This is a genomic window from Paenibacillus haidiansis, assembly GCF_036553665.1.
GTDB lineage: Bacteria > Bacillota > Bacilli > Paenibacillales > Paenibacillaceae > Fontibacillus > Fontibacillus haidiansis.
Genome location: NZ_JAZHPZ010000015.1, coordinates 20,974 through 32,504, shown reverse-complemented (window position 1 = coordinate 32,504; position 11,531 = coordinate 20,974). Strand labels below are relative to the sequence as shown.

General features: G+C 52.6%; 11 protein-coding genes. 1 reads left to right on the top strand and 10 read right to left on the bottom strand.

Annotation, left to right across the window (positions count from 1 at the left end; translation table 11 throughout):
• Nucleotides 1-120 precede the first annotated feature (120 nt).
• From V3851_RS21795 to V3851_RS21785, 3 genes are all read right to left on the bottom strand, one after another.
• A complete protein-coding gene (locus V3851_RS21795) occupies nt 121-1,332 on the bottom strand; it encodes a MerR family transcriptional regulator (RefSeq protein WP_331848637.1) in 1,212 nt (403 codons plus the stop codon).
• 258 nt (nt 1,333-1,590) lie between these two features.
• Entirely contained in the window at nt 1,591-2,391 is an 801-nt protein-coding gene (locus V3851_RS21790; RefSeq protein ID WP_331848636.1) for a TrmH family RNA methyltransferase, read from the bottom strand.
• A gap of 27 nt (nt 2,392-2,418) precedes the next feature.
• Entirely contained in the window at nt 2,419-3,093 is a 675-nt protein-coding gene (locus tag V3851_RS21785) for a potassium channel family protein (protein ID WP_331848715.1), read from the bottom strand.
• Between the two features lie 128 nt (nt 3,094-3,221).
• Between V3851_RS21785 and sspI the strand changes: the two genes are divergently transcribed.
• Nucleotides 3,222-3,455, top strand: coding sequence for a small acid-soluble spore protein SspI (gene sspI, locus V3851_RS21780; protein ID WP_331848635.1), 234 nt, complete (start codon nt 3,222-3,224; stop codon nt 3,453-3,455).
• Nucleotides 3,456-3,541: 86 nt separating this feature from the next.
• Here the strand turns inward: sspI and V3851_RS21775 are convergent, their stop codons facing one another.
• The 7 genes from V3851_RS21775 to V3851_RS21745 form a co-directional block, all read right to left on the bottom strand.
• Entirely contained in the window at nt 3,542-5,125 is a 1,584-nt protein-coding gene (locus V3851_RS21775; RefSeq protein ID WP_331848634.1) for a peptide chain release factor 3, read from the bottom strand.
• Nucleotides 5,126-5,615: 490 nt separating this feature from the next.
• Complete coding sequence (gene zwf / locus V3851_RS21770; protein WP_331848633.1) at nt 5,616-7,169, bottom strand: glucose-6-phosphate dehydrogenase; 1,554 nt, start codon at nt 7,167-7,169, stop codon at nt 5,616-5,618.
• Between the two features lie 220 nt (nt 7,170-7,389).
• A complete protein-coding gene (locus V3851_RS21765; protein WP_331848632.1) occupies nt 7,390-8,220 on the bottom strand; it encodes a YwmB family TATA-box binding protein in 831 nt (276 codons plus the stop codon).
• 115 nt (nt 8,221-8,335) lie between these two features.
• Complete coding sequence (locus V3851_RS21760; RefSeq protein WP_462686689.1) at nt 8,336-8,980, bottom strand: response regulator; 645 nt, start codon at nt 8,978-8,980, stop codon at nt 8,336-8,338.
• Complete coding sequence (locus V3851_RS21755) at nt 8,964-10,049, bottom strand: sensor histidine kinase (RefSeq protein ID WP_331848631.1); 1,086 nt, start codon at nt 10,047-10,049, stop codon at nt 8,964-8,966. Before V3851_RS21755 ends, V3851_RS21760 begins: the two co-directional genes overlap by 17 nt.
• Nucleotides 10,050-10,069: 20 nt before the next feature.
• Nucleotides 10,070-10,720, bottom strand: coding sequence for a cell wall-active antibiotics response protein LiaF (liaF, locus tag V3851_RS21750; RefSeq protein WP_331848630.1), 651 nt, complete (start codon nt 10,718-10,720; stop codon nt 10,070-10,072).
• Nucleotides 10,721-10,829: 109 nt separating this feature from the next.
• Nucleotides 10,830-11,531 carry a PspA/IM30 family protein gene (locus V3851_RS21745; RefSeq protein WP_331848629.1) on the bottom strand — a complete coding sequence of 234 codons (702 nt, stop codon included), beginning with the start codon at nt 11,529-11,531 and terminating at the stop codon, nt 10,830-10,832.

Genomic DNA, 11,531 nt, shown 5'->3' with positions numbered 1-11,531 from the left:
CTTCTCCCCCTTGAATTGATGGTTCTTGCAACACAATCATGAGTGTAAATCGTCGGGTGATCACCACGTCAAGGTATATTTGTGAAAAAATGCACGTGTGTAATCGCGGAAAATATGGGGTTAACCCGAAGTTTTCTTTCCGACATACAGGGTCAAATATTGTTCGTGGTCCTTCATTTCGATATACGGACTGCTCTCAATAATCGGGCCGATATCGGCAATATCCAGTTCCGAGAAATGAAGTTTCTTTAGCTTTTCCAATATCGTATCTTTATGAAAATATTCTCCCGTTCCGATATCGATATTCCCTGAGCCGTTAAATTCAGTCCCGGCGTGAGGGAACGAGGCTGCGATCAGCCCCTCCTCTTTAAGAAGCGGTCCCAATCGTTCCGGCAGAAACCGGCCGGTTGTTTTGGCGTAAGATCTGCTTAGCCCGTGATCGACGACGATATCCATCGCTCCGTCCGCAATCGGCAGGCGGTCCTCTTCGCAACACAAAAAGATAAACCGGCTATGCCTATGCTGCAGCAGATCATTTTTTACGGCGGCTATTCTGGCCCGGTCCTGACAAACGAGAATATAGGTACAGTTATCCGGCAGCTCATCAATATATTGCATAAGGAAACGACCGATGCAATGGTCAAGCTCCAAAATGTATTTCGGACCACTTGCGTAACTTTGGATGTAGTCGATTAAAATGGTGGAGCCGTTATACATAAAATTAATGTACCTGGGTGAAGTCGCCTCCAGGAACTGTTTCTTCGTCGGCAGTCTTTTCTTTGTTGCCGCCATTTGTTTGTCTATGTAAATTCCGTCTTCAATCGCCGCCGAATACCCGCATGCGCATTGAATCTCTGCATCCAGAATCATATTTGTCTTCAAGGTTCCGCTACGGATATCCATCATATTTTTGCAGTCGGGACAGCGCAGCAAAGCGATTGAGCTTAAAGGGAACCCGAGCCTCGTCCCCTGTTTCGCCTCATCCAGTTTCATTTCGCTGATTTTGTCTTTCAACTGAAAATCGATCTCCCTGAATTTTTGCTGTTCCTTCATGATCTGTTCTTTTTTTCTTTCCAAAAAGGAGAGGTAAAAATCCCGGTATTCTGCGCTCTTATCTCCTTCGAGCCGGTGGAAGCTAAGAACCTTCAGAATTTCGCCCAGGGAAAAATCCAGTTGCTTGAGGATGAAAATCTTCTCGAGGTCGGAGCTGTCCTTCTGGCTAAATTTGTACCAGGAGCCCTGCTTTTCAACAACCAACAGTCCCAAATCGATGTAATGGCGAATGGTATCTTGCGTAATATTGTTCTTTTTGGCAAATTCACCGATTCTCATGTTTGCGCTCCTTTAGTGCATTGTCTTTTTGACGTGAAAATTTTCACCATTTAGTTTATATTCTCTCTTTCCCGCCTTCAATCCTGCCAAGGGATTACTTTTCAAAAGCGCCGTTCATATTGCTCGCCGGAAAAAAGGCCCGTGGAGTGCCGCTGCAAACTCTGGTTGTGATGAATGTCGTCTCGGACACGAATGAATACATACGAAAAAACCTCCACCCAAGGGACGATCCTTGTTGGAGGCTTTCCTTGATTCGGCTTATTTACTGCCGGGATAATGCCGCTGCCGAAGCGCCTCGTACAGCAGTACAGAGGCGGCCATCGCCACGTTCAGCGATTCGGCCCGGCCGCGCATCGGGATGATCAGTCCGTCGTCCATCAGCCCGCGAACTTCCGGGCTCAGGCCCGCGCCCTCGCTGCCGAACAGCAGCCATACCGGCCCGGTGAAATCGTAGGCGTAGCAATTCACCGCCGCCTGCAGGCTGGTGCCGGCCAGCCGGATGCCGCGCGCTTTGGCCTGCGGCAGCAGCTCGCCGAGCTTGCCGTGTACCACCGGCAAGTGAAACACCGAGCCCATGGTGGCGCGCAGCACCTTGGGCCCGTAGATGTCGGCGCAGCCCGCGCCGACGATGACCCCGTCCGCACCGACCGCGTCGGCGGTGCGGATGATCGTGCCGACGTTGCCGGGGTCCTGGACGCCGTCCAGCACCACAACAAGACCGCGCTCCTTCGTTAGGAGCGGCTCCGTATCTCCGCCGCCTTTGCGCACCACGGCGAACACCGGCTGCGGCGTCTTCGTATCGCTGCATTTGGCGATGACCGCCGCGGATACCTGAATCCACTCCACATCCAGCCCCGCGGAGGCCGCTTCGGCAAGCTCCGCCGGAATGCCGGCTTCCGTCTCATAGCACACGCACTCGATATCCGCCCGCGCGGCCAGCGCCTCTTGGACGAGATGGATCCCTTCGATCAGGTATTTGCCTTGCTTGTCCCGCTGCTTCTTCTCCAGCAGTCCGGCCCATTCTTTTACCCGGGGATTTTGCGGAGACAGTATTTGCATCGATCATTCATTCCTTTATGTGAAAATCTAGGCCTCCGAATAAGCCAGTTCCATCTTGGTCAGATCATTCTTCTCGCCGACAATGACCAGCACATCGCCCTCGGCGAGCCGATCGCTGGAAGACGGCGAAATATTCATCTTCGCTCCGCGCTTGATCGCCATCACGTTGCAGCCGAATTTGGCGCGAACGTTCAGCTCTTTCAGGTTTTGGCCGAGCATGGCCTTCGTCGCGCGAAGCTCGACAATGCTGTATTCATCGGACAGCTCGATGTAGTCGAGGATGTTCGGGGAAGTCAAATGGTGCGCAACGCGCAAGCCCATATCCCGTTCGGGATAAATGATTTTATCCGCGCCGATTTTCTGCAGCACTTTCCCGTGCAGCTCATTCTGCGCCTTGACCACAATCAGAGGCCCGCCCATATCCTTCAGAATCAAAGTCGTAAGGATACTCGCCTGGATATCTTCGCCGATCGCCACGACCACGACATCGAAATTACGGATCCCGAGCGCCCGCAGCGCTTCTTCGTCGGTGGAATCCGCCGATACCGCGTGGGTTACTATATTGGAAACGGCCTGGGTTCTCGCTTCGTCCGAATCGATCGCGAGCACGTCAAACCCCATCCCGCTTAGCGCGTCTGCCACGCTCAAACCGAAGCGTCCCATACCGATTACGGCAAACTGTTTCTTCTCCTTATTCGCCATCATTTCACCATCCCACACATCATAATGGATTGCTATAGTATATCACAATGTCATTCAAACTTGTATTTTTGCCCTCCCCGCCGGGAAGGTTAAACGTTGGGCAATCACTATTTCAAGGAGGGGTATCGATGCCAATTGTCATGAGTTTGCGCGAAGCCGTTCTGCACAAAGTTCACGGTAAAAGCAAAAGCGGGCTGCGCGAGATGATCGAGGGTTCGATCGACGCGCAGGAAGCGGCTTTGCCGGGGCTTGGTGTGGTGTTTGAGGTGATTTGGAAAAACATCGACCGTACCAAGCAGGATGAGCTCATCTCCGTACTGCAAGGCCAGCTGAATCAAGCCGAGCCGACACCGTTGAAATAAGTATCCGCCCAAAAAAACAAGCCTTCAGCGGATGGTCTTCATGCCGCTGCAAGGCTTGTTTTGTCGTTAGCAGAAATGGGAGCGGCTTATGGCGCCGTTTCAACGAATTTCGCATCCGGGTTCTTTTCCATCGCCGTACGCATGGCGTATTCATTCTCGAACAAAGCGACATAATTGCCTTTCTTGTCCTTCACCAGCGTGGAATTGATGCGGAATTTCGACGGGTCGATCTTATCCGCGATAATCCAGCGCGCGAATTGGAACGGCATCCGCTGAAGCTGGACATCCACCCCGTATTCACCCTTCATCCGGTATTCGAACACTTCAAACTGCAACTGGCCGACTACGCCGAGCAGTGTATCTTCGAAGCCCACTGTCGTAAAGACCTGAATCGTTCCTTCCTCCGTAAGCTGGTCGATCCCTTTTTGATACTGCTTGTGTTTAAGCGCGTTCTTGACCGTAACCTTCGCGAAAATTTCCGGCGAAAAAGTCGGCAGCTCGTCGAACACGATCTCGCTGCCCTGACTTAACGAATCGCCGATCCGGAAGATCCCCGGATCGAACAAACCGATAATGTCGCCCGGGTACGCCTCGCTGACGATATCCCGGTCCTGGGCCAAAAATTGCTGCGGCTGGGACAGCTTGATCTCTTTCCCCGCCCGCACATGCTTGACCGACATCCCGCGCTCGAATTTGCCGGAGACGATCCGCATGAAAGCGATCCGGTCGCGGTGCGCCGGGTTCATATTGGCCTGAATCTTGAAGATATACCCCGAGAATTTCTCGTTGGTCGGCTCCACGAGTCCGGCCGTGCTGCGGCGCGGCTCTGGCTTTGGAGCAAGCTGGAGGAAGTTCTCCAGGAATGTCTGGACGCCGAAATTGTTGACCGCACTTCCGAAGAACACCGGTGTCAATTCGCCGCGTTTAACCTTTTCCAGATCGAACGGATCCCCCGCTACGTCCAGCAGTTCCAGATCCTGGCACAACTGATCGTGCAAATAATCTCCCGCCATCTCTCTGATGACCGGATCCTCGTATCCATCGACCTTCTTGACCTGAATGCTCGAATGGTCGTCCCCTTGGAACAGCTCGACCTGATTTTTCATCCGATCGTAGACCCCGCTCAGCTCCCGGCCCATGCCGATCGGCCAGTTCATCGGGACGGAGCGGATGCCGAGCACCTGCTCGATTTCCTCCATCAGTTCGAACGGGTTTCGGCCCTCGCGGTCAAGTTTGTTGATGAACGTAAAAATCGGAATCCCCCGCTTGGCGCAGACCTGGAACAGCTTGATCGTCTGCGCTTCGACGCCTTTGGCGACGTCGATCAGCATCACGGCGCTGTCCGCCGCCGTCAAGGTACGGTACGTATCCTCACTGAAATCCTGATGGCCCGGCGTATCCAAAATGTTGATACGGTGGCCGTTATAATCAAACTGCATGACGGAAGAAGTGACGGAAATCCCCCGCTGCTTCTCGATTTCCATCCAGTCGCTCGTCGCGTGCTTGCTGGCTTTCCGCGCCTTGACCGAACCGGCCAGCCGGATAGCTCCCCCGAACAATAGCAGCTTTTCCGTTAATGTCGTTTTCCCGGCATCCGGATGGGAGATAATCGCAAACGTGCGCCGTTTGTCCACTTCCTGCTGCAGTTGTTGTTCCAATGCTTTGCTCATTCTCACTTTCCTCTCGTTCCACAAAGTCACATTTTTTATTGTAGCATATTTTAGCGTTACTTACGCAGTGATCGCGATTCTATCTCGTTCATGTCATGTTCGGCATATTCATTTTGACGCTTCTTACCTGCATTAAAAAGAAATAGACCGCCCTCACCCAAGGAACCGGTCTATTTCATGGCCCAACTTGTTGCCGACTGCTCTTTAGGCAGTTAATGTACTTTGGAGTCGTGTGTCGAACACGGCACCTTACTTATTCTTACCTCAGTATAGCTCTTTTTATAACACTTTTAAAGGGGTCTATGCTCACCTTCGCAGCCGGATCTTTATCATTCAAATCGAGGAGCGTTTTGCCGATCCTACCGAACTCATCCAATTAGATCTCTTGCCCAAGCTTACTCAACAATTCAATTGGACCCAAAAAACCGCCTTTGAGCGTGGCTCAAAGGCGGTTAAATTTCATATAGAACTGATTTCATATTTATTCAGTTCAAGGCTTCGGCGTAACCCAAACTACGTCGTCTTCTTCCTGTCCGTTGACCGGCCACCAGTGGAAGCCGTCTTTGGCAAGCAGCTCTTCGGCTTCCTTCGGTCCCCAAGAACCGGCCGGATAGGTGCTTACGTCGGAAGGATTTTGCGCCCATGCCGCAGCGATGCGGTCGACGAACGCCCAGGCGGTAGCTACTTCGTCCCAACGGGTAAAGTAGGTCGAATCGCCGTGAGCCGCATCAAGAATGAGACGTTCATAAGCTTCCGGCGAGTTGATGCCGACCAGACAGCTTTGGCAGAATTCCATTGCCTGCGGCTCGATCTCGGACTCGGAGCCCGGTTTCTTCGCGTTGATCTTGATGTAGATTCCTTCCATCGGATTAACGCGAATTACGAGCAAGTTCGGCTCCAGATTATGCTTCTGTCCAAGATACACATTCGTCGGCATTTGCTTGAATTCCACAACGACTTCGGTCGTTTTGACCGGAAGGCGTTTCCCCGTCCGGATATAGAACGGCACCCCTGCCCAGCGGAAGTTGTCCACATATACTTTAGCCGCAAAATACGTCTCCGTATTGGAATTCGGATCGACTTTGTCCTCTTGACGGTATCCCGGCAGCTTCTTGCCCTTGCTCTCGCCTTCGACGTATTGGCCGCGAACCACATTCTCCTTCACATCCTGAGGAGAGGAGAACGGACGCAGGGAGCGGAGAACCTTCACCTTCTCGTCCCGGATATCCTCCGCATACAGCCGGCTAGGCGGCTCCATGGCGATCATCGTGAGCATTTGCAGCATATGGTTCTGGCCCATGTCCCGCAACGCTCCGGAATGATCGTAATAACCCCCGCGCTCTTCGACGCCGACAGTTTCGCTGAGCGTTATTTGCACATTGGCGATATGCTTGTTGTTCCAAAGCGGTTCAAAGAAAGCGTTGGCGAAGCGGATGACCTCGATATTTTGCACCATCTCTTTGCCGAGATAGTGGTCGATCCGGTAAATTTCCTCTTCCTTAAATACCTGGTTCAACTCATCGTTCAGCTTATGCGCAGAGAGCAGATCGTAGCCGAACGGCTTCTCGATGACAAGCCGGTGCCAGCCCCCGCTGTTGAGCATCCCGCCCTTTTGCAGGTTAAAGGATACGCTGCCGAACAACTCGGGCGCAAGCGCCAGGTAGAACAGACGGTTGCCGGGAATCTCGAACCGCGCTTCCACGGATTCCGTCAAATCGCGAAGCTCATGATAGCCGTCGACATTGTTGATATCCAGAGACTTATAGGAAAAATGCTCGGCAAACCGCGTCCAGCTCGCGGTATCCTCCACCTTGTAACGGCAAAACTCCTCGATCGAACGATGAAGATCGTCCCGGAATTCTTCCTGTGTACGCGGCCGGCGCGCCACGCCGATCACGGCAAAATCCTCGGCGAGCTTGCCTTCGCGATAAAGCGAATATATAGCGGGGAAGAGCTTACGGCGAGCTAAATCTCCGGTAGCCCCAAATATAAAAAATACCGCCCCTGGTGTCTTCACTGGTTCTTGATTTTCAAATTCAGCCATGGCTCCTCATTTCTTTCTATGTAATATAGTGAATATTTATTCAATTCCCGACCAATGATACCTACTTACAAGGGCATCACTGGATGTGATGTCATTTTAGCATATTCACAAAAATGTTGCCATCACATTCATATCAAAAAAAGTTATGAATTCCGAAAATTCATCTAATATTTATCTAACTTTTACCTAATATTTATGATTATATAGAGATGCTTATAAATTAATATTCCACTGTCAACAGCGGGGACCCGATTGAAATTTCCTCTTGTCCGGTTTCCGCATTGCGGTGAACCGCTATTTGCAGCGCAACCTGCCGTTCTCCGCTGGCGACCTTCACCGGGAAACCGGGAACGGAATAGGTCCGGCTGACGGTCTCTACCTCATTATAATTTTCCAACGGCTCCAATTTTAATTCACGCGAAACATAACTTTCCACATTCTGAATTCTTGCCTCGAGCGATCCACGGTCTTCATCGTTGTCCTGTCCGAAGCTATCTATGGCGGTCTCTTCAAGATTTCCTTGCAATGCCGCATTCCAACGGACCACGACTCCCTCGTCCGCCAGGGATTCCCCGTATATCGACATTTGAGAGTTCATCTCGGCCAATGCCGGTTGGCCCTGCCCCTCCATTCGGAGCACGACATAATATTCCCCTTCCCCAATCAGTGTTACCGTCAATTTAGAAGCGATCCTCTGAACGCTCCCCGTCGAATAATAAACGGTATGATCCTGCACGAGATCACGCTGCATGGCCGAAAACCCCAAACGGGAAGATAGCGCGCCCGCCGCCTCTTCCGGTGCAAGCAAGGTGTTCCACTCCCCCTGCCATTTAACCGTACCCTGGATTTCCTCTCCGATCAATTCTTTCCCCAAAGCAAGCAACTTGTCCCATTGATCGGCTGCCGCCCCGACGGAATCACCGGGTTTGCCGGATACGGACACCGCTCCTTCATCCGTGAAATTGCCCATCCACAAAAGCACAATCAGCAATAAAACGCATCCCGCTCCCGCCACCGCGCCGTTCTTCCCTTTGCTTCCCGGATTCCGCATGCCCTTATCCTCCGCCCCGTGATTCTATGAATCTATGAAATCAGCTTTTCCCGATAGTAGTGGATTTATATGACAAAGTAAAATTCCATAAAAATAAACGGATCAGCGGAGTCCCTTACTCCGCCAATCCGTTCTTGTAAGCATAAATCGCCGCCTGGGTCCGATCCTCGACCCCCAGCTTAGCGAGAATGTTCGTGACATGGAATTTGACCGTCTTGATCCCGATGATCAGCTCATCGGCGATATCCTGATTCGATTTGCCCTGCGCCAATAAACGGAGGACATCCATCTCCCGCTCGGTAAGCTCTTCATGCAGCGGGGTTTCCGGCTTCGGCTGGCGGAAGCGGTTCATCATTTTGGATGCGACCTGAGATTCGAGGACGGATTGTCCCCGGACCGCAGCCCGGATCGCTTCGGCGATTTCGGAGGCCCGGGAGGTTTTCAGCAAATAGCTGAACGCGCCGGCCTCGATAACCGGATACATTTTCTCGTCATCCAGATAGCTTGTAAGTACAATCACTTTGCAGTCCGGATGCAGCTTGAGCAGCTGCCGGGTCGTTTCGATCCCGTCCATCCCTTCCATCACCAGGTCCATCAATACGACATCCGGTTTGTATTCCTGAGCAAGCCGGATCCCTTCTTCGCCGTTGCTGGCCTCCCCGACGACCTCGATGCCTTCCTCGGTGCCCAGCACGGCGGCCAGGCCGATCCGCACCATTTCATGGTCATCGACCAGCAACACTTTAATCATCTTGTCCATTTCCATCTCCATGATGATCGTCCCCTCCGCTTTCTTCATTCAGTAATGGTACCGTAATTTCTATGCGCGTCCCTTGGCCGGGAGCGGTGATGAACTGAATCGACCCGCCGATTTCCCCCACCCGCTCCTGCATCGTCGATAACCCGTAAGACGCCTGCTTCTTGTCGTCAAGCTGAAATCCGACCCCATTGTCGCGAAGCGTCACCTTCAGCGTATCTCCTCTGCGGTGAATCCGGATCTCCATCTTGTCGGCTTTGGCGTGGCGAAGCGTGTTGGACATCGCCTCCTGAATGATGCGGAACAGATGGTTCTCGATGCCTTTGCCGAGATTCAGCTCCTCGTCCATCTCCAGCGAGAGGTCCATCGGCACTTTGGTTTTGAGCTCTTTGACAAGTTCGGTCAAGCCTTGCGACAGTTCCTTGCCTTCCAGGTAGACTGGCCGCAAATGCAAAAGCAAGGCCCTCATTTCCGATTGGGCCACGGAGGCCATCTCCTCGATCAACTCCACCTGCCGCCGGGCTCTGTCAAAATCTCTGTCCAGCGTCCGCCCTACGGCCGTAGCCGTCATGGAGATCGCGAACAGTTGCTGGGATACGGCGTCGTGAAGCTCGCGAGCCAGCCGCTGGCGTTCCTCCACGATGGCCGATACCCGAGCCTGCTCCGCAAGCTGGGCGTTGTGCGTGGACAGGCGCTGAAGCGAGCTGACCTGCTCCTCCCAGCGCTTGCCGATCCGCTCCAGCTGCTCCCCGAGCCCGCCGATCTCGTCGTCGCCGAGTTCGGGGACCGCGCCGGTCTGGTTTCCTTTTTCCCATTGAAGCAGCGCGTCCCGCAGCAGATCGAGCCTCCGCTTCTGGCGGTAGCCCTGATAAAAGCCGTAAGCCGCCCCGATCCCGAGGAGCAGGGTCAGCAGCGTCAGCCCCGCCTGGATCCCTGTTTTCCAGCCGGCTGCCGGCTTGAAATACCCGTATGTATACAGCACATATACGATAACAGCCAACATAATAAAACAAAGGAGGATCCCCTCCCGCATACTGCGGGAAACCAGGTTCCCTTGCTTTTTGTTTTTCATGCGAAAGCGATCCTCCTATCTCAAGTTAAACGTATATCAATATCCCCTACTAGATAGGAGATAATAATTTTCACCTTTTGTTCGCGCTGATCAAAATTCGGCGATTTCCAGTGCAGCCGGTTCATCATCCCCGTTTCCCGGTCATGCCCGAATTCGATTTGTCCAAACAGGACGAACGCCTCGATTTCCACTCCGTAATCCTCGGATACGGCCAGATCAATATCGCCGACGATCCCCTGAAACATCAGAATACTGCTTGAACCTTCCATAATCGCGAGCGACATATCGATATCGATCTCGCCCAGCACATGCCACATGCTCGTATTCCGAAGCGTCCACGGGTCTCTGTCCCAATGGAGGCTGGAAGTGATGCTTTGCTTTTGCATATAATTGCCCTGGGGCTGTGTTTTTCGGATCTTCGCATAATAAAACCCCAAGGATATCATGAGAATCGCCACGACCAGCATGAAATTATCCAGCAGGATCAACCCGCCGCCGACGGCCAGCAAAATATAACCGGTCCGGATTTCCTCCCCCTGGCGAATCTTATAAATACCATACCCCAAAATAAAGAGGGCGACGATGGTTAAAAAGCTCAGCCATTTCCCGAAAATCATCAATACGCCGATGCCAATCAATATGATGGCGAGGAACCTTTTCCGCTTATCCATGCCGCACCTCCTGCCGGTTCATAAGTTGGAAAAGCCATAACGGCATTATCATGCCGTATGGCTTCACCATGGTCTAGCATACCACATTGTCCTACGGACTGTGTAGCTGTTATTCTGCGCTTTCTTCGCGTGTTTCGGAAGGATTCAGCTTCGCTTTCAAGGCTTCAAGCTGTGCGTCAACCTTAAGCTGCTTCTCGGCGTCGGCCGGGCTGATGTAAGTCGAAGGCGAGGTCCCGCGGTATACCGAACCGGCCACTTCCGCTTCGGCTTCCAGCTGCATGATCTTTTCCTCCATCCGGTGGAATCCGAGCGAAGCGTTGCCGCTTTCGATCGTATGCAGGCTGCTGATTTGCGACATTTGCTTTCTCGCCTTGGCCATTTGCGCACGGCTGACCAACTCGTTGCGTTTGTTGCGCAGCTTGTAGAATTCGTCCTTCATTTCATGAAGCTGCTGTTTCAGCTCGTTGGCTTGCGCCTCGGACTCGGCATGCAGTTTGGCGAATTCCGTTTGCTTCTGATCGTATTGGATCTTTTCTTCCAGTAGCTTGCGGGCCACATCTTCCTGACCGTTCCGCAGAGCGACTTCGGCTTGGGCTTCCCGCTGTGCGGAAATGCGCACTGCTTCATCGAGGCGCTGCTTCATTCTGCGTTCGTTGGCCATTTGCTTGGCGACCGTTACTTCGGCGTCGCGGATTTCGGCCTCCATATCGCGCAGGTATTGGTTCAGCATGACGATCGGGTCTTCTACCTTATCCAGCAAATCGTTGACCGAAGCTTTAGTAATATCTTTAATTCTTTTGAATACTCCCAT

Excerpts from the sequence above, each read along its gene's own strand:
- V3851_RS21795 (WP_331848637.1), bottom strand. The coding sequence starts at position 1,332 with ATGAGAATCGGTGAATTTGCCAAAAAGAACAATATTACGCAAGATACC.
- V3851_RS21790 (WP_331848636.1), bottom strand. The coding sequence starts at position 2,391 with ATGCAAATACTGTCTCCGCAAAATCCCCGGGTAAAAGAATGGGCCGGA.
- V3851_RS21785 (WP_331848715.1), bottom strand. The coding sequence starts at position 3,093 with ATGGCGAATAAGGAGAAGAAACAGTTTGCCGTAATCGGTATGGGACGC.
- sspI (WP_331848635.1), top strand. The coding sequence starts at position 3,222 with ATGCCAATTGTCATGAGTTTGCGCGAAGCCGTTCTGCACAAAGTTCAC.
- V3851_RS21775 (WP_331848634.1), bottom strand. The coding sequence starts at position 5,125 with ATGAGCAAAGCATTGGAACAACAACTGCAGCAGGAAGTGGACAAACGG.
- zwf (WP_331848633.1), bottom strand. The coding sequence starts at position 7,169 with ATGGCTGAATTTGAAAATCAAGAACCAGTGAAGACACCAGGGGCGGTA.
- V3851_RS21765 (WP_331848632.1), bottom strand. The coding sequence starts at position 8,220 with ATGCGGAATCCGGGAAGCAAAGGGAAGAACGGCGCGGTGGCGGGAGCG.
- V3851_RS21760 (WP_462686689.1), bottom strand. The coding sequence starts at position 8,980 with ATGGACAAGATGATTAAAGTGTTGCTGGTCGATGACCATGAAATGGTG.
- V3851_RS21755 (WP_331848631.1), bottom strand. The coding sequence starts at position 10,049 with ATGAAAAACAAAAAGCAAGGGAACCTGGTTTCCCGCAGTATGCGGGAG.
- liaF (WP_331848630.1), bottom strand. The coding sequence starts at position 10,720 with ATGGATAAGCGGAAAAGGTTCCTCGCCATCATATTGATTGGCATCGGC.
- V3851_RS21745 (WP_331848629.1), bottom strand. The coding sequence starts at position 11,531 with ATGGGAGTATTCAAAAGAATTAAAGATATTACTAAAGCTTCGGTCAAC.